Below are 18240 nucleotides of genomic sequence, written 5' to 3'. Positions count from 1 at the left end.
ACAGGAAAATGGCACGGAAAGCCCGATATCTCGCGCTGATGGCGACGACGGCGAGCACGCTCGCGCTCGCCGCCTGCGGGACCGAACAGCCGTCGGCGGAGCCCGGCAAGGGCGCGGCTCCGGCACCGGTCGTCGCCGATCCGGTGGCCGTCACCTATGACGGCGGAATCGTCCTGCTCGACGGCAAGACTTTGAAGGAGGCCAAGAACCTTCCGCTGGAAGGCTTCAACCGGCTCAACCCCGCCGGGAACGACCGGCACCTCCTGGTCTCGACCTCCACCGGATTCCGGGTCCTCGACGCCGTCGGTGCCGTGCTCACGGACAACGAGGTGAAGGCGGCCAAGCCGGGACACGTCGTCCGGCACGCAGGCAAGACGGTGCTGTTCGCCGACGGGACCGGTGAAGTGACCGTCTTCGACCCGAAGACGATCGGCACCGCGGCGATCCCCGCGCCAAAGCACAAGACGCCTGAGGCGCATCACGGCGTGGCCGTCGAACTCGCGAACGGCGAGCTGCTCACCACCGTCGGCAACGAGGACAAGCGGTCCGGGATCGTGGTGCTGGACAAGGACAAGAAGGAGATCGCGCGTAACGAGCAGTGCCCCGGCGTGCACGGTGAAGCCGCCGCGCGCGGCGAAGCGGTCGTGGTCGGCTGCCAGACCGGTGTGCTGATCTACCGCAACGGCGTCATCACCAAGGTGACCAGCCCGGACCCCTACGGACGCATCGGCAACCAGGCGGGCTCGGACGTCTCCCCGATCACCTTGGGCGACTACAAGGTCGACGAAGCGGCCGAACTCGAACGCCCGACCCGGATCTCCCTGATCGACACCGAGAAGGCCACCCTCAAACACGTCGACATCGGGACCAGCTACACCTTCCGGTCGCTGGCCCGTGGGCCTCAGGGTGAGGCCCTGGTCCTGGGTACGGACGGGCAGATCCACGTGATCGACCCGGTGAGCGGTGCGGTGACGCGGAAGATCGCCGTCCTCGGCACCTGGCAGGAACCGATCGAGTGGCAGCAGCCACGCCCGGCGATCTTCGTGCGGGGCGGAACCGCCTACGTCACCGATCCCGGCAAGAAGGAGATCCACTCGGTGGACCTCGCGTCCGGCACGAAGACCGCGACCGGCACGATTCCGGGAACGCCGAACGAGGTCAGCGGCGTGCTCGGGCACTGATTCACTCGGCGCGTGACACCGGGGTTCGGTAGCGATGCTGCGAAGGCCACTTTCGCAACCTTCAAGGTTGCGAAAGTGGCTTTCGCAACACACTCACCTGACCACTCACGACCACGCGCCGACCACCTTGCCGCCGCCGCCCACGTCGCGAAAGCCACTTACGCGACGCCTGATGTCCCGAAAGTGGGGCGGTTTCAACTGGTTGTTGCAAGTAGTGCTTTGTCGAGTGCTTGTGCTGGTGTGAGGAGGCCGAGTGTAGGGCGTGGTCGGGTGTTGAGGCGTAGGGCGATCGCGTCGCAGTGGGTTTGGGTGAGGTGGCGCAGGTCTGAGCTTTTGGGCCAGTACTGGCGTAGCAGGCCGTTGGTGTTCTCGTTGCTGCCGCGTTCCCAGGGGCTGTGTGGGTTGCAGAAGTAGACCTGCAGGCCGGTGTCCAGGGTGAACTGGGCGTGCTGGGCCATTTCGTTGCCCTGGTCCCAGGTCAGCGACCGTTTCAGTTCGGTGGGCAGGGTAGTGATCATGCTGGTGAGCAGTTCCCGGACTTCGACGGCCTTGTGTGTGTCGGGCAGGGGGGCCAGCAACACGAATCGGGAGTGGCGTTCGACCAGGGTGATGACCGCGCCCTGGCCGACTGCCCCGAGGATCAGATCGCCTTCCCAGTGCCCGGGCACTGCCCGGTCGGCGGCCTCGGCGGGGCGTTCACTGATCGGGGTCATCCCGGTTATCCGGCCCTGGCGGCGGCTGGAGGTGCTGGTGCGTGACCGGCGCTGGTCACGGCCTGACCGCAGGTGCTCGGTGAGTTCGTTGCGCAGTTCACCACGAGTCTGGATGAACAGTGACAGGTAGATCGTCTCGTGACTCACCCGCATAGCCTGATCGTCGGGGAACAGCGTCGGCAACATCAGGGAGATCAGCCGGGGTGACCAGTCTGCTTCCAGCAGACCGGTCACCACCGCCGCCAACTCACCGGCCAGCAGATGGGCTTTCGGGCGCCGGCCGCGTTCGACGGCCAGGCGCTGGGCTCGGTCGGCCCGATAACGGCGAGGCCGGCCAGTGACCTTGCTTCCGGGCCTGGAACACCGCGGCCCACCACCGCGGCGTACTTCTCGTGAAATCGTCGAGGGTGACTTACCCAGAACCTTCGCCACCGCGTCCTGGGTAAGACCTTGATCCAGACCATTCTGGATCTTCTCCCGCTCCTCGCGCGTCAACCGGGCTCCTGGCATGACGACCTCCCTATCAGCCGCCACTACTTGCAACAACCGATTGAGACCGCCTGGCTTTCGCGACACGTTCGACTGGCGGAAGCCCGTGAAGTGCGCGGCGCCCCTCCGCCTCTGAGGTCCCTTGTGGACAGTCGTAGTCGGATCCTTACGAGACCCTCGCGGAGTCCAGGCCGGTCAGCGCCGGATCAGGCCGAGCTCGGTCGCGGTGGCGACGGCGGCGGTGCGCGAATCGACGCCGAGTTTGGTGTAGCTGCGGGCCAGATGGGATTTCACCGTGCCCTCGGTCAGGTGGAGCCGGTCGGCGATGGCCCGGTTGGACAGGCCGTCGGCGACCAGGACCAGGACTTCGATCTCGCGCAGCGTCAGTGCGGTGGCGGGCATCCGCATCCGGTTCATCAGCCGGTCGGCGACGGTCGGCGCGAGCGTGGTGCGTCCGGCCGCGGCGGTGCGCACGGCGGCGGCCAGATCCTCGGGAGGGGCGTCCTTCAGGAGATAGCCGGTGGCGCCCGCTTCGATGGCGGGCAGGGTGTCGGCGTCGGTGTCGTAGGTGGTGACGATCAGTACGCGCGGAGCGTCCGGCCGCGCGGTGATCGCCGCGGTGGCCTCGGCACCGGTCATGCCTGAGCCGAAACGCAGGTCCATCAGCACGACGTCGATATCGCCTTCGGCGGCCCGGGCCACCGCTTCTTCCGCGGTCGCGGCTTCGGCCGAGACGACGAGACCGGGCTCGGTTTCCAGCACGGCGCGCAGTCCCGCCCGGACGATAGGGTGGTCGTCGGCCAGCAGGAGCCGGATCGGGGGTTCGGTCACGGGCATTCCTTGGGCAGTCGCGTGGACACGGTGGTGCCGTGGCCGGGGGAGGACTCGACGGTGAAGATCCCGTCCAGCGCTTCGGCCCGGGCGCGCATCGCGGTGAGCCCGAAGCCGCTGTGGTCCGGGTCGAAGCCGACGCCGTCGTCGTCGACGACGAGGGTGACCTGGTCTCCGCGGTAGCTCAGCGTGACGTCGGCGGTGGACGCGTCGGCATGCCGGACGGTGTTCGCCAGGGCCGCCTGACCGATGCGCAGCAACGCGACTTCGACCGCGGTCGGCAGCGGAACGGGGTAGCCGTCGAGATGGAAGCGCGCGGTGATCCGGTGCCGCGAGCTGGTGGTGGCGCACAGCCGTGCCAGCGCGTCGGCCAGTGTGGTGTCGTCGAGCGCGGGAGGCGACAGGGCGACGACGAACCGGCGGGCTTCGGCGAGGTTGTCCGCGGCGGCTTGACGAGCCTGTTCGACGTAGCGGGAGGCGTTCCCCGCGGTATCGGGCAGTGTCCTTTCCGCGGCACGCAACAGGAGTTGAATACTCGACAGGCCCTGGGCGAGGGTGTCGTGGATCTCGCGGGCCAGGCGCTCCCGTTCGGCGAGCACTCCCGCCTCGTGCTGGGCCTCGGCGAGGTCGGCGCGGGTGGCGGTGAGCTCCTCGATCAGGTTCCGCCGCCGTTCGCTTTCGCGGTACAGCGCCTGATAGCCCCAGACCACGGCGACCGCGACGGCGGCGCCGAGTGCCGGGCCGATCGCCGCCGCCGGGGCGAAGGAGCCCTGGTGGGCGGCGAACGCGGTGATCGCCGCCAGCGCGGTCGCGATCACCGCGACGAGGCCCTGACGGCGCGGCAGCAGATGCAATTGCAGGAAGTACAGCGGGAAGGCGACCCAGACGCCGTCGGCGGTCAGCACCAGCAAGACCAGCCACACGAGGCCCACCGCGACCAGCCACCACAGGGCGGCCCGCCGGGACGTCCTGACCCGCGGCAGAAGCGGGCCGGCCGCGTACACCACGGCGCACGTCACCGCCACCGCGACGACCGCTCCCGCTTCGGGTGAACCGTCCGCCAGCGCCCGCGCGGCCGCCAGCGTGAGCAGGGCGATGAGCAGCAGGTGCAGACACCAGGTCAGCACCCGGCTGGTCGGGGTCAAAGCGGGCGCGGCGGTCACAGTCCGTCCAGATTACGGAGCGGGATCGGCGGGCGCCTCTATCCAAAGGTAGAGGCGGCGTGCCGTCTTCCGGCCGGCGAAGTGCCATCTCCGGCCGGATGCCGGCGCGGTCACCGGCGGCGATCGTGGAGAGGTACCCAGCCCACCCCGAGAGGACAGACCCGACCGTGTTCGTCGCCTGGAGAGATCTGAGATTCGCCAAAGGACGGTTCGCCCTGATGGGTGCCGTCGTCGTCCTGATCACCCTGCTGGTAGGCCTGTTGTCCGGGCTCACCGCGGGCCTGGGTGAACAGAACATCTCCGCGATCACCGGCCTGCCCGCGGACAAGATCGTCTTCGCCGCACCCGGCGCCGGGCAGAGCCTCTCCTACGCGAATTCCGCGATCACCGACACACAGCTGCGCCAGTGGGCCGGGACCCCGGGCGTCACCGCGGCCGAACCGCTGGGCATCGCCACCACCAAGGCCACCGCGGGGGACCGCAGCGCCGGGGTCTCCGTTTTCGGTGTCCGGACCGGGTCGGCGCTCGCCCCGGATGCCGAAAAGATCAGCGGCGACTCGGTGGTGCTGTCGACGTCCGCCGCCGAGGATCTGGGCGTCCGGAGCGGGGACACCGTCGCCGTGGCCGGGCGTCCGCTGACGGTCGCCGCGGTGGAGGGAGACGCCTGGTTCAGCCACACGCCCGTGATCTGGGCAGGCCTCGACGCCTGGGCGAAGACGGCGCCACCAGCCGACGGCGAGCCGAGCGCGACGGTGCTCGCGCTGACCACGACGGCCGACGCCGACCTCGCTGCCACCGACCTCGCCGCCGGCACCACGACGGTCTCGAAGGGCGACTCGCTGTCCGCGATCGGCTCCTACACCTCGGAAAACGGTTCGCTGCAGCTGATGCGTGGCTTCCTGTTCGCGATCTCCGCCCTCGTGATCGGTGCTTTCTTCACCGTGTGGACCATCCAGCGCAGCGGTGACATCGCCGTCCTCAAGGCGTTGGGGGCGAGCACCGCCTTCCTGCTGAAGGACGCGCTCGGCCAGGCCGTCGTCCTTCTCGTCGGCGGCACCGCCATCGGAACGGGGTTGGCCGTCGGGCTCGGCACGGTGGCCGCCGGCTCCGCCGTGCCCTTCCTGCTCACTCCCGCCACCGTGCTCGTGCCGTCCGCCGTGATGATCCTGCTCGGCGCGCTGGGCGCGGCGCTCTCCGTCCGCCGCATCACTTCCGTCGACCCGCTGACCGCACTGGGGAGTGCCCGATGAGCCTGAACCTGACCGGCGTCACCTTGACCTATCCCGACGGCGACGCCCGCCTCACCGCGCTCGACGACGTCACGGTGGACGTCCCGGCGGGCACGCTCACCGCGGTCGCCGGCCCCTCCGGCTCCGGCAAGTCCAGCCTGCTCGCCGTCGCGGCCACCCTCATCACCCCGGACCAGGGGACCGTCACCGTCGACGGCACCACGACCACCGGCCTGACCCGCGGGGAGCTCGCCGAACTTCGCCGCCGCAAGATCGGGATCGTATTCCAGCAGCCGAATCTGCTGCCCGCCCTCACCGCCGCCGAGCAGCTTCAGGTCATGGCCCGGATCGACGGCCGCTCCCCGGCCGGGGCACGGGGTGTGGCCATGGACCTGCTGGACGCCGTCGGGCTCGCCGCGCAGGCGGGACGTCGCCCGCACCAGCTCTCCGGTGGCCAGCGGCAGCGGGTGAACATCGCGCGCGCGTTGATGAACGAGCCCACCGTGCTGCTGATCGACGAGCCGACGAGCGCCCTCGATCACGAGCGCGGCGCGGCGGTCGTCGACCTGATCGCCGACCTGACGCGCGAGCGGGCCACCGCCACCGTCCTGGTCACGCACGACCGCGTCCATCTCGCCGCGGTGGACCGGATCGTCGAGGTTCACGACGGACGGCTGGGCAGCCCCTCGCCCGCCGGCTGACGATTCTCCACAAAGGACGGACGTTCGTGTCCGCTTTCCGAGCAACGGGAAGAATGCCCGGATTTCGTCCTGGGCACGCCACGGCCATTTTGACAGGTTTCTCCCGGCGCTGGACGGGTAAAAGGATCTCGTAATGCCCGGCGAGTGGGGAAATTCGTTCCGTTTTGTCATGACGAGGTTTTCCCGAATTTCGAAGACTCTGCGAATTTGTCATTCGTCTGCCCTAATTCCATCGAACTCGGCTGTTTGCCGTCATAACATTGCGCACTGTCGCCGGGTTATGACCTGCGAGAAACGGGTGGTCGAGGTTTCGTACTTATGGAGGTACCCGTGGAATGCGTCCCGCACTACTTTCCAAACCTGTCATCCCTGCCAAGTCGGCCTGTCCGGCAGGGAGTCTCGGACCCTGTCGTATGCCATGCCGCGAATGCGGCCATTCGCGGCGACCTCATGAAGGAAAATGGTGAATTTCTCCCCCGAACTCGATGTCAGCCCGGACTCGGCTTTACGTAATTCACGAAGCGAAGCGCTGGTCATACGAAAATACGGTGGCTCGTCCCTGGCCACCCCGGAAATGGTGAATCAGGTGGCCGCCGAGGTGGCGGCGATCGCCGCCACGGGGGAGCGGGTGGTCCTCGTCGTGTCGGCGATGGGGGACAGCACCGACCGGCTGATCGCGCTGGCGGGCGAGTTCGCCGAACCACCCGCTCCCCGGGAACTCGACCAGTTGATGGCGACCGGCGAACAGGCGTCCGCGGCGGTGCTCGCCATGGCGCTGACCGAGCGCGGGGTCGAAGCCGTCTCGCTGTCGGGTGACCAGGCGGGAATCGAAGTCGCGGGTGAACCGGGAGCGGGCACCATCGTGAGCGTCGATCCCGGCAGGATCGTCGCGCGCCTGCGGGACGCGCAGGTCGTCGTGGTCGCCGGATTTCAGGGACGGAACGCCGACGGCGAACTGCTGACGCTGGGCAGAGGTGGCTCCGACACCACCGCGGTGGCACTGGCCGCCGCGCTCGGTGGCTCCGAATGCGAGATCCGCACCGACGTCCACGGCGTGCGCACGGCCGACCCCCGGATCGTGCGGGACACCCGGCCCGTCCGGACGATCTCCTATGACGCCATGGCCGAGCTCGCCGGGCTCGGCGCCCGCGTCCTGCATCCCAGATCCGTCGATCTCGCGCGCCGCCACGGGGTGGCGGTGCGGGTGAAGCACTCGTCGGATCCCGGTCCTTCCACCGTCGTCGAGGCGGGAGAAGAGCCGCTGGAAGACACACCCCGCGTCATCGGAATCGCCCACGAACGCGACGTGCGACTGGTCCGGGTCGAGGTTTCGGCCTCGGACCCCGATCGATACGCACGCGTACTCGCGATGCTGGCGGACTGCGGAGTGAGACCGGACAACCTGAGCTGGCCCGATCCCGGCGAACTGAGGTTCACCGTCCGCGGGACGGAGCCGCTCGGTCCGCCGATCACCCGGCTCGCGATGGAGCTGGAGGCCCGCTCCACGGTCTTCGAAGAACTCGGCTCCGTATCGGTGGTCGGCACCGCGCTGCTCGATCCCCCGGGATTTCTGCCCGAGTTGCTGCGGATCCTCGCAAGCCACCGGGTCACGGTGCCTGCCATGACGACGTCGCGATCGCGCCTCACCGCGGTGATCCCCGCCGACGTCGTCGATACGACCGTCCGAGCCCTGCACGATTCCTTCGGCTTGGCGGAGGACAGGGCATGAGCCCGTACGGACAGTTCACCACCGACGGCTTGGTACTGACCTGCGACGGCAACGAACAGCAGGTGCGATGGCGGACCGGTGACCGGCTGGAGCTGCTGTACGAGCGACTCTGCGACCGCTTGCGCGCCAACGGGCTCGGAGACCGCCTGGCAGTGGACGCGGGAGGCGTGAAGGTCACGTTCGACGGGCTTGACGAGCGGGCCAATCGGCTCGCCAGGCACCTGCTGGCGCAAGGCGTGCGGCCGGGTGACCGGATCGGGCTGCTGTTCACCGAACCGGTGCATCCCTACGTCGCGATGCTCGCCGTGCTCAAGGTCAATGCGGCGTACGTGCCGCTGGACGCGGGCTTTCCGGACGACCGCCTGGCCTACATCGTCCAGGACGCCGGTGTACGGCTCGTGATCTCGACCTCCGGACTGCGCGAACGGTTCGAGCCGGACAGTGTCGACCTGGTCTGCCTCGACGACGACTCGGGCCGGATCGCCGCACTGCCGGGAACCCGGCTCAACCCGGCCGAGAAGGGCACTCCGGCCGACGAACTCTGTTACGTCGTCTACACCTCCGGGTCGACCGGGCGGCCGAAAGGCGTGACGATCGACCACGCCTCGATCTGCAACTTCGTCCTGGTCGCCGCCGACGTGTACGGCATCCAGGACACCGACCGGATCTACCAGGGCATGACGATCGCGTTCGACTTTTCGGTCGAGGAGATCTGGGTGCCGTTGCTGAGCGGCGCGACCCTCGTGCCGAAACCCGGCGGTACCGCCCTCGTCGGGCACGATCTCCTCGAATTCCTGCGGGACAACCGGGTCACCGCGTTGTGCTGTGTCCCGACCCTGCTGGCCAGCCTCGACGAAGACCTGCCGCTGCTGCGGTTCCTCCTGGTGTCCGGCGAAGCGTGTCCCGAAGACCTCGTGCGCCGCTGGTATCGCGCGGACCGGCGATTCCTCAACGTCTACGGCCCGACCGAGGCCACGGTCACCGCGACCTGGTCGGTGCTGCGACCCGATCGGCCGGTGACCATCGGGGTGCCCCTGCCCACCTATTCGGTCGTCATCCTCGATCCGGACGAGCCGAGAGCGCTGGCCGCGGGCGAACCGGGGGAGATCGGCATCGCGGGGATCGGACTCGCCGGCGGCTACCTGAACCGGCCCGATCTGACCGAACGCGCGTTCATCCCGGACTTCCTCGGCATCGGGCACAATCCGTCCCGCCGGATCTACCGCACCGGCGATCTGGGCCGGATCACCCCGGACGGGGAGATCGAATACCACGGCCGCGCCGATACCCAGGTGAAGATCCGCGGCTACCGCGTGGAGCTCACCGAGATCGAGTCCGTCCTCCTGCGGATCCCCGGAATCGCCCAGGCGGTGGTCGAAACCCACCATCCGGAAGCGGGCACCACCGAACTGGTCGCCTACTACAGCCTGCGGCGCGACAACGACGACGTCGATCCCGGAGAACTACGCCGCCGGCTGGCCGAACTTCTGCCGGGCTACATGGTGCCCGCCTACCTCGAACAACTCGACCACATCCCGCTGACACCGGCGGGGAAGGCCGACCGCAAGCATCTCCCGGCACCCAGCAGCCCGAGAAGGGCCGCGAGCGACGTCGACTACGTGGCGCCCGCGACGAAGACCGAACTCCGCTTGGCGGAGGCCCTGAGCGGTGTCCTCGGGATCGAGCCGATCTCGGTGACGGGGCACTTCTTCGACGACTATGGTGCCGACTCCCTGCTGCTGGCCAAGTTCTGTGCAGTGGTCCGGGAACGTGGCGAGGTCGCGCCGCTGTCGGCCAGGGATGTATACCTCAATCCCACCGTTCGCGGCCTCGCCGAGTCGACCGCCTCCGCGGCCGAGGCGACGGTCGCTCGCGCCGAGGAGCCCCGCCGGGCGTCCACTACGTCGTATGTCCTTTGTGGAATTTTCCAGCTCCTGGCCTTCCTCGCCTACGCCGCCGGTTCGGGTTGGCTCCTGGACACGGGATTCCGCTGGATCGACGCCGCGACAGGGTTCGCCGAGAGCTACGCGCGCGCCGCCGGGCTCGGGTTCGTCGTGTTCGTCGCTCTCTCCGTGGTGCCGGTCTTGGCGAAGTGGATGCTCGTCGGCCGGTGGAAGCCGGGGGAGATCCCGCTGTGGAGCGTCGGCTACCTGCGCTTCTGGACGGTCAAGACCCTGGTCAGGTTCAGCCCGCTGATGCTGTTCGTCGGCACTCCGCTCTACTCGTGGTATCTGCGGGCACTCGGCGCGGACATCGGCAAGGGCGCCCTGATCCTGTCCAGGAACCCGCCGGTCTGCACCGATCTGCTCAGCGTCGGTGCCGGGGCGGTCATCCGGAAGGACGCCTATTTCTCGTGCTACCGCGCCAGGGCGGGCCGGATCCAGACCGGCACGGTCACGCTCGGCGCCAACGCCTTCGTCGGTGAAATGACCGTGCTCGACATCGGCACGGCGCTCGGCGACGACGCGCAGCTCGGCCACTCGTCGTCCTTGAACTCCGGACAGTCCGTCCCCGACTGCGAGAGCTGGCACGGGTCTCCCGCTCGCCTGTCCACCGTGGACTACCGAGCGCTGGGCACGGTCGCGCGCGGCAGGCTCAGGCCCATCGTCTTCTGCGCGTCCAGCCTGCTGCTTCTGCTGCTCGGCACACTTCCCCTGAGCCTGGGCGGTGCCGGTGTGCTCGTCGAACAGTGGTTCACGACGACGGTGGACTTCACGAGCTGGGCCTTCTACCTCGGCCGGATCGCCGACTCGGCACTGCTGTACTTCGGTGCGCTGCTCGCCGGACTCGCGGTCGTCCTCGTGCTCCCGCGCCTGCTCGGCCCGTTCCTCCGGCCGGACCGCGTCTACCCGCTCTACGGCAGCCATTTCGCGATCCAGCGGCTGATCGCACGGCTGACCAACCTGCGCGCGTACACGTATCTGTTCGGCGACAGCAGCTACATCGTGTACTACCTGCGCGCGCTGGGATACGACCTGTCGAAGGTCCACCAGACCGGATCGAACTTCGGGGTCGAGGTCAAACACGAGACACCGTTCCTCAGCACCGTCGGCACCGGGACGATGGTCTCGGACGGCCTTTCGCTGCTCAACGCCGACTTCTCCGCATCGTCGTTCCGGCTGCGCAAGACGTCCGTCGCGCCGCAGGCGTTCCTCGGCAACGAGATCGCCTTCCCACCGGGCGCGAGGATCGGCCGGAACTGCCTGCTGGCCACCAAGGTCCTCGTTCCCCTCGACGGACCGGTCCGGGAGAACGTCGGCCTGCTGGGGTCGCCCGCGTTCGAGATCCCCCGCACAGTCCGCCGCGACACCGGGTTCGAGTACCTCGACACGGGGCACGCGCTGCACCGCGGCTTGCGGGCGAAGAACCGGCACAACACCGGCACCATCGGCGTCTACCTGCTCGTGCACTGGCTGCACCTGTTCGGGGTCCTGCTGATCGGCGCGGCGGCAGGCGCCCTGCACGGGAGGTTCGGCCCACTGGCCGTCGGCGGCGGCATCGTGGCAACGCTGGTGTTCTCGGTCGCGTTCCTCATGCTGGCGGAACTGGCCGTACAGGGCTTCCGGCCGATGCGGCCGCTGTTCTGCTCGATCTACGACCCGGCCTTCTGGCGGCACGAACGGTTCTGGAAGCTCAGTCCCGCCCGCTACCTCGCGTTGTTCGACGGGACACCGTACAAGCCGTTCCTCTTACGCCGTCTCGGCGTCCGGATCGGCCGCCGCGTCTTCGACGACGGGTGCGCGATCCCGGAACGGTCCCTGGTGAGCATCGGCGACGACTGCGTGCTCAACCTGCACACCGTCGTGCAAGGACATTCGCTCGAGGACGGCACCTTCAAATCCGACCACATCGCCATCGGCGCGGGATGCACGCTCGGCGTCGGCGCCTTCGTCCACTATGGAGTGACGATGGCGGAAGGAGCGATCGCCGAGGCCGACGCGTTCCTGATGAAGGGCACCGTCGTCCCGGCGCGAACCCGCTGGCACGCCAACCCGGCGGTCGAACTCGACACGGCAAGGAGGCTGCCATGACCCCGACCCCGACGGCGAGGCCGGCCCTTGCCCCTCGCGTCGAGGGCGCACTGCCGGGGCCGCGCTCGGCGGAGTACCTCGAACACCAGCGCCAGTGGGAGTCCAGTGCGCGGGCCTACCCGCGCCACCTCCCGATAGCGATCGCGGGCGCGGCGGGAAGCTACCTGTGGGACGTGGACGGGAACGTCTTCCTCGACTTCCTGGCGGGCGCGGGTGTGCTCTCCCTCGGCCACAACCATCCCGAACTGGTCCGGGCGGCCACCGAACAACTCCACGTGCTCACGCATGGCCTGGACTTCCCGACGCCGTCGAAACGCGAATTCGTCGACGCTCAGCTGTCCATGCTGCCTCCCGGCCTGCGTTCGCGGACGCGGATGCACTTCTGCGGTCCCGGCGGGGCCAACGCGGTGGACGCGGCGATCAAACTCTGCAAGACCGCGACCGGCCGTGGTGACCTGGTGTCCTTCCAGGGCGGGTTCCACGGCTCGAGCCACGCCGCGATGGCGTTGACCGGTCTCGTCGCCCAGAAACGGCCGATCGCCAACGGTGTGCCCGGCGTGCACTTCTTCCCGTACTCCTACTGCGCTCGGTGCCCGGTGGGGCTTTCGCCGGACACCTGCGAGACCAACTGCGTGGGCCTGCTGGAACGATCGCTGCGAGACCCCAACGGCGGCATCCCCCTTCCCGCCGCGGTGATCCTGGAAATGGTGCAAGGCGAAGGCGGGATCATCCCGGCGGACCGCGATTTCGTGCGGCGCGTCCGCGAGCTGACCGCGGAACTGGACATCCCGCTCGTCGTCGACGAGGTGCAGACGGGGTGCGGCCGCACCGGAACCTGGTTCGCGTTCGAGCACTACGACATCGAGCCCGACGTGATCATCGCTTCGAAGGCCTTGAGCGGGATGGGGCTTCCGGTGGCGATGATCTTCTACGACCGGCGGCTCGACGGCTGGGCGCCCGGTGCGCACAGCGGCACGTTCCGGGGGAACCAGGCCGCGTTCGCCGCCGGTGCGGCGGCGGTCCAGGTCGTCCGGCGGGACGACGTGCTGGGCAACGTCCGGCAGCGCGGGAGGCAGCTCGCGAGACGACTCGACGTCCTGCACGATCACGTCTGGGTCCATGAGGTTCGTGGACTTGGCCTGATGTGGGGGATCGAGCTGGCGGATCCGCGCGATGGCCGCCCGGCGGGCGGATACGCCCGGGCCGTGCAGGCTCACGCGCTGCGGCATGGCCTGATCGTCGAACTCGGCGGCCGCGACGACAGCGTGATCCGCCTCATGCCACCGCTCACCGTGACCGCCGAGGAGATCGAGCTCGCGTGCGGGATCCTGCTCGACGCGATCGAGCACTGCGGCCCGGCACAGTAGCGCTGGTTGGTATTATTATACCGCTCCCTGCTAGGGTGCCGGTATAATAATACCAACCAGTGACACGAGGATCCGATGATCGAACTGAAGACGCCCGCCGAGATCGAGCGCATGCACGTGACCGGGCGTTTCGTCGCCGAAGTGCTCACCGAGGTCGGCGACCTCGCGGACGTGGGCGTCAACCTGATGGACCTCGAACACCATGCACGGGGCATGATCGAACGTCGCGGCGCGGAGTCGTGCTACTGGGACTATGCGCCGTCCTTCGGCAAGGGCCCGTTCCGCAACGTGATCTGCCTGGCGGTCAATGACGCCGTCCTGCACGGCCTGCCTCACGACTACACGCTGCGCGACGGAGACGTGCTCACCGCGGACCTCGCGGTGAAGATCGACGGCTGGGCGGCCGACTCGGCACGCACGGTCATCGTCGGGACGCCCGCCGAGGAGGACCTGCGGATCGTCCGCGCCACCGAGGAGGCGCTGGAGGCCGCGATCGAGGCCGCGCGTCCGGGCAACCGCCTCGGTGACATCTCCGCGGCCATCTGGGCGGTGGCCCGTGCTCACGGCTATCCGGTGAACACCGAGTTCGGCGGCCACGGCATCGGCCGCACCATGCACGAGGAACTCCACATTCCCAACAAGGGCAAGGCGGGCCGCGGCCTGAAGCTCCAGCCTGGACTCACCGTCGCGCTCGAACCCTGGTTCGCCCGTACGACCGACCGGATCGTCTTCGACGACGACGGCTGGACCATCCGCTCGGCCGACGGCTCGCGCGCGGCCCATTCCGAGCACACGGTGGCCATTACCGAAGGCGCTCCGCTGGTGCTCACCAGGCGCGAGCACGAGGTGGCCGCCGATCGTATGTCCGCAAAGGGTTCCTGAGCCCGTATGCGCACCGGTCGCTCGTGGTGAGGTTCGACCGAAAACTCCGAATACGTCCCGTCACCGCCGACAGGACCGTTAGAGTGAACGGTCGCTGTAGTCATCACCCTTGAGGAGTAGCGGTTCATGATCGCCGAGAGCGCGAACCAGCAGAGCGTGACCTTCCCGCAGGAAGCCACGCCGATCTTCGACCTGGTCGCGAAGATGGTGGCGCGGACGAAGACCGAGGACGAGCACGACTTCGACCGCGAGGCCGGTCTCGCGACCCCGGTGTAGCTTCCCGCCGAGAGTCATTCGGGCGGCGTGCCCGCGTGGGCACGGAGTGCCGCGGCCGTGTGACGGGCGTGGGCCAGACCGTCGAGGATCCATTGTGGGGGCCGGCGGTCGTTGGTCGCGATCCGCTCGTAGGCCGCGACCAGCCGTTCCGCGATCTTCAGCCGGGCGTCCGCGGCCGCCGGTTCACGCACCGCTTCGCCGTCGCCCTGTTCGGCCGGGATGGTGACCAACGCGAGGTGTCCGGTCGGCGAACGGGTCGGCCCCGTCGTGGACTCGGCGTCGGGTCGCCGGTCCGGGGGCGGCAGGCGGCGCAAACGGAAGGCCGTCTGCTCGGTGTGCTCCGGCATGCCCTCGTGGCGCGCGTCCTGCGACGGGAAGGGATCCGCCCGGAATCGCGCGACCGAGGGCCAGTACCTGGCCTGGACGGAGCGCGGTGTCGCTCCGTCGAGTCCGCACGCGATCTCCTGCCACGTCTTCCCGTCGAGCCGCGCGGCCACCACCGCCGCTTCGAGGATCTGCTGCGCCATCCCGATCAGGCCGCAACGATCCCGCGTCGAGCACGCGTCCTGTTCCTCTGTGGCGTCCACTCGGGCGGCGTTCGCGGCGAGATCGGCCAATTCCGCCGCGTGGGCGGCGAGGACCAGGTGAGCCCGGGTGGCGGCGGTGGGGAGGGAGTGGTGTGTGGTCACCGTCCACTCCTCGTGGCGGGCCGGAGGATCGACAAGAGGCTCGCGGAATCCCGCATGCCGTGACTCACAGGTGTTCGCACCTTTCTCTGATATGCAGACTTGCATAAATATGCAATTCGCGGGCGTGTGCCGCTGAATCAACGGGATTTTGTGCCCTGATCGAGTGTGGTCGCGCCCGATCAGGGCGAGGTGAGCTTCGGAGGTTCCGCGAATCGGGCACGATCAGGCTCGTGTGGACGGCTGGACCTGCGGGGAAGGGATGCCGATGAACAGCCCCCTGTATCAGGCGACGGCGGAGTTCTTCAAGACGCTGGGGCATCCCGTCCGGATCCGTGTGCTCGAACTGCTCAGCGAACGGGAACACCATGTCTCGGAGCTGCTCGCCGACCTCGGTATCGAGCCCGCCAACCTGTCTCAGCAGCTCGCCGTCCTGCGTCGTGCCAATCTGGTGGTGCCGCGCAAGGAGGGCACGACCGTCTCCTATTCGCTGACCAGTCCGTCGGTCGCCGAACTGCTCGCCGTCGCTCGCGGGATCCTGACCGGGCTCATCACCGGCCAGCTGGGTTTGCTCGACGATCTGCAGAATTCCGCCGGTGTTTCCGGTGACGCGCATTCATCGGAAACAGAGTGAAAGTCGACAACGGGCCTTTTCCCTCGGCCATCGCGTCCGTGATCGTCATTTGTTTTCCTTGCCGTCATCCGTACGCGGCTCGCTCGATTCGGAATCGTTCTCGCGGGGGAGTGTGTCATTTCCGGCGGCCGCCTTCCTTGTCTCCTCGACCAGAGAGTCGAAGATGGGGGTTCCGCACTGCTCCACATGGTCCTCCGTCGCGCCGGGCTTCGTGCCCGGTCATCTTGCCTCGGGACGGCTTCTTCGATCCAGTTCCGCCGGGCAAAGCACTCGATAGAGCTCACCCTCCGGGGTGAGCCATTCGCCGAGCGGAAAGACGAGTCCAGGACCGGGCTAATTCCGTGCTCGCACTGAGACCCGCCGGTTCGCGGAATTAACGATTCCACTTTCCCGTCAGCTGGGGGAAAAGGATTTCCCTGCCGAGAATTCGACCCGGTAGCGTGTCGGCGTCGTGCCCAGCGCGGTGGCGAAGTGCTCGCGAAGACGGGCAGCCGTGCCGAACCCCGACTGTGCGGCGACCGCGTCGATGCCGAGCGCGGTCGTCTCGAGAAGGTGGCGTGCCCGCGCGAGGCGTTGTGCGACAAGCCAGCTGTGGACGGTGGTCCCGGTGCGGGCGCGGAACGAGCGGGTGAAGGTGCTTCGGCTCATATGTGCCCGGGCGGCGAGGTCGTCGATGCCGTGCGGCACGTCCGGATGGGACCGCGCCCAGCTCATCACGGTGGTGAGCGGGTCTTCGTCCTCCGCCGGTACGGGAAGTTCGATGAACTGGGCCTGGCCGCCGGGACGGTGCGGCGCGGCGACGATCCGGCGCGCAACGCGGTTGGCGACGACCTGCCCGGCCGTGCGGGCGAGCAGGTGAAGACAGGTGTCGATCCCGGCGGTCGCGCCCGCGCCGGTCACGATGTCGCCTTCGTCGACGTACAGCTCCTCGGGGCGCAGCTGCACCGAAGGGAAGCGCTTCCGGAACGTTTCGACCCATTTCCAGTGGGTGGTCGCGGCGCGCCCGTCGAGGATGCCGGCGTCCGCGAGGGCGAAGACCCCGAGGCAGAGTCCGACGACGAGTGCTCCGCGTTCGTGCGCGGCTCGCAGTGCGGCGACAACGGGCGCGGGCGTCGGGGACTCCGGGTCGGACCACCACGGCACGACGACGATGTCGGCCTCGGCGAGCGCGCCGAGCCCGGCGGGAACGTCGATCGAATAGCCGGCACTCGTGGGGAGGCTGCCCGGGACGACGGCGGCGACCGTGATCGGCCACGGTTCCATGTCACCTGCCGGGGATTCGGGGCCCCACACCAGTGACGGCACGGCGAGATGGAACGGGCTGATCCCCTCGAACGCCAGGACGGCCACACTCGGAGCGCTCATCGATCCCTTTCCGCGGATGTCGGCCGATGTCGACCACAGCTGACCCGAAACCATATCTCACTATCGGATCGGGTCAACGATCATGGTGACCGTACCGACCGGAAAGCGAAGGAACACACGATGACCAGCACCACCCTCCGCGAAATCAATACCTTGCCGACGACCCCCGCGACGCTCTCGGACGCGACCGTGATCCTCGTCGACTACCAGAACACCTACACGCGCGACGTGATGGAACTCGACGGCTGGGAAGCGGCGCTGGACGAGGCGGCCACACTCCTGGCGCGCGCTCGTGCCGAGGGGGCGACGGTCATCCACGTCATGCACGACGGCGGCGAGGGCAGCCCGTACGACCTCGGCCAGGACATCGGCCGGATCCACGAGCGTGTCGCCCCCGGCCCGGGCGAGGAGGTCGTGGTGAAGACCGCGCCGAACTCGTTCGTCGGGACCAGGCTGGGTGAGCTGGTCGATGCCGCCGGGCACCAGAACGTCGTCGTGGCTGGGTTCATGACCCATATGTGCGTCACGTTCACCGCGGAGGGCGCGTTCCTGCGCGGGAACGCCCCGACCGTCGTGGCCGGGGCCTGCGCGACCCGCGCGCTTCCCTCTGTCGCCGGTCCAGTGACCGCCGCGGACCAGCACCGCGCGGCGCTCGCCACGATCGGTGACCTCTACGCCGTCGTCGTCGGTTCCTCGGCCGAACTCGGCTAGGACCGGGCGTGCCTTCGAGGTGCGCACTGCGGGCATCGGTCCGGTCTCGTGAGTGGCAAGGACGGTTCTCATAAGGGGCTAGGGCAAAGGTGTCGCGTCGGTGCGGGCGGGGGGTCGTGAGTGATAAGTGTCGTTCTAACGCTCCTTACCACTCACGACCTTGCGCCGAACTGTCCATATGGGCATCAAACGGACATTCGGCGACCAAGAATTGTCCTATGTAGATGCTCGGGATGCAGCGGGCCCGTCAGT

General features: G+C 68.4%; 15 protein-coding genes. 10 read left to right on the top strand and 5 right to left on the bottom strand.

Features of this window, described 5'->3' with window-relative positions; genetic code table 11:
- Positions 1–8 precede the first annotated feature (8 nt).
- Positions 9–1181 (top strand): zinc metallochaperone AztD, encoded by a 1173-nt coding sequence (gene aztD / locus BLW75_RS04500; RefSeq protein WP_034306803.1) that lies wholly within the window; start codon positions 9–11, stop codon positions 1179–1181.
- Between the two features lie 194 nt (positions 1182–1375).
- Here aztD and BLW75_RS04495 read toward each other — a convergent pair whose 3' ends face one another.
- The 3 genes from BLW75_RS04495 to BLW75_RS04485 form a co-directional block, all read right to left on the bottom strand.
- Positions 1376–2404, bottom strand: coding sequence for an IS30 family transposase (locus BLW75_RS04495; RefSeq protein ID WP_091596790.1), 1029 nt, complete (start codon positions 2402–2404; stop codon positions 1376–1378).
- Positions 2405–2578: 174 nt separating this feature from the next.
- Entirely contained in the window at positions 2579–3214 is a 636-nt protein-coding gene (locus BLW75_RS04490; RefSeq protein WP_091596785.1) for a response regulator, read from the bottom strand.
- Positions 3211–4377: a sensor histidine kinase gene (locus BLW75_RS04485; protein ID WP_034317368.1), complete on the bottom strand. Its 1167-nt coding sequence runs from the start codon at positions 4375–4377 to the stop codon at positions 3211–3213. The genes BLW75_RS04490 and BLW75_RS04485 overlap by 4 nt, the downstream gene beginning before the upstream one ends.
- A gap of 167 nt (positions 4378–4544) precedes the next feature.
- Between BLW75_RS04485 and BLW75_RS04480 the strand changes: the two genes are divergently transcribed.
- The 7 genes from BLW75_RS04480 (at position 4545) to BLW75_RS42705 (ending at position 14592) form a co-directional block, all read left to right on the top strand.
- A complete protein-coding gene (locus BLW75_RS04480; protein WP_034317369.1) occupies positions 4545–5627 on the top strand; it encodes an ABC transporter permease in 1083 nt (360 codons plus the stop codon).
- Positions 5624–6307, top strand: a complete 684-nt coding sequence (locus BLW75_RS04475) for an ABC transporter ATP-binding protein (protein ID WP_034317370.1) — start codon at positions 5624–5626, stop codon at positions 6305–6307. The genes BLW75_RS04480 and BLW75_RS04475 overlap by 4 nt, the downstream gene beginning before the upstream one ends.
- A gap of 460 nt (positions 6308–6767) precedes the next feature.
- Positions 6768–8036 (top strand): aspartate kinase, encoded by a 1269-nt coding sequence (locus BLW75_RS04470; RefSeq protein WP_091596782.1) that lies wholly within the window; start codon positions 6768–6770, stop codon positions 8034–8036.
- Positions 8033–12067, top strand: a complete 4035-nt coding sequence (locus BLW75_RS04465) for a Pls/PosA family non-ribosomal peptide synthetase (RefSeq protein WP_034317372.1) — start codon at positions 8033–8035, stop codon at positions 12065–12067. Before BLW75_RS04470 ends, BLW75_RS04465 begins: the two co-directional genes overlap by 4 nt.
- Positions 12064–13434 (top strand): aspartate aminotransferase family protein, encoded by a 1371-nt coding sequence (locus BLW75_RS04460; protein ID WP_034317374.1) that lies wholly within the window; start codon positions 12064–12066, stop codon positions 13432–13434. The genes BLW75_RS04465 and BLW75_RS04460 overlap by 4 nt, the downstream gene beginning before the upstream one ends.
- A 75-nt stretch (positions 13435–13509) precedes the next feature.
- Positions 13510–14316 (top strand): type I methionyl aminopeptidase, encoded by an 807-nt coding sequence (map, locus tag BLW75_RS04455; protein ID WP_034317376.1) that lies wholly within the window; start codon positions 13510–13512, stop codon positions 14314–14316.
- Between the two features lie 126 nt (positions 14317–14442).
- On the top strand, positions 14443–14592 hold the full coding sequence (locus BLW75_RS42705; RefSeq protein ID WP_167373467.1) for a hypothetical protein: 150 nt from the start codon (positions 14443–14445) through the stop codon (positions 14590–14592).
- Positions 14593–14606: 14 nt separating this feature from the next.
- On the opposite strand, the gene BLW75_RS04450 is transcribed toward BLW75_RS42705, so the two are convergent.
- Positions 14607–15281 carry a hypothetical protein gene (locus BLW75_RS04450; RefSeq protein WP_034317382.1) on the bottom strand — a complete coding sequence of 225 codons (675 nt, stop codon included), beginning with the start codon at positions 15279–15281 and terminating at the stop codon, positions 14607–14609.
- Between the two features lie 265 nt (positions 15282–15546).
- On the opposite strand from BLW75_RS04450, the gene BLW75_RS04445 reads away from it, so the two are divergent.
- Positions 15547–15912 carry an ArsR/SmtB family transcription factor gene (locus BLW75_RS04445; RefSeq protein WP_034317612.1) on the top strand — a complete coding sequence of 122 codons (366 nt, stop codon included), beginning with the start codon at positions 15547–15549 and terminating at the stop codon, positions 15910–15912.
- Between the two features lie 393 nt (positions 15913–16305).
- Here BLW75_RS04445 and BLW75_RS04440 read toward each other — a convergent pair whose 3' ends face one another.
- The gene (locus BLW75_RS04440) at positions 16306–17277 is read right to left on the bottom strand and encodes a helix-turn-helix domain-containing protein (RefSeq protein WP_034317615.1); all 972 of its coding nucleotides are present in this window, start codon (positions 17275–17277) and stop codon (positions 16306–16308) included.
- Positions 17278–17397: 120 nt separating this feature from the next.
- Between BLW75_RS04440 and BLW75_RS04435 the strand changes: the two genes are divergently transcribed.
- A complete protein-coding gene (locus BLW75_RS04435) occupies positions 17398–17988 on the top strand; it encodes an isochorismatase family protein (RefSeq protein ID WP_034317385.1) in 591 nt (196 codons plus the stop codon).
- The last annotated feature ends 252 nt before the right edge of the window (positions 17989–18240 follow it).

The sequence above is a fragment of the Amycolatopsis lurida genome, from assembly GCF_900105055.1.
Lineage (GTDB): Bacteria > Actinomycetota > Actinomycetes > Mycobacteriales > Pseudonocardiaceae > Amycolatopsis > Amycolatopsis lurida.
Note: the sequence above shows the minus strand (reverse complement) of the source record. Positions and strands in the feature narration are given on the sequence as shown.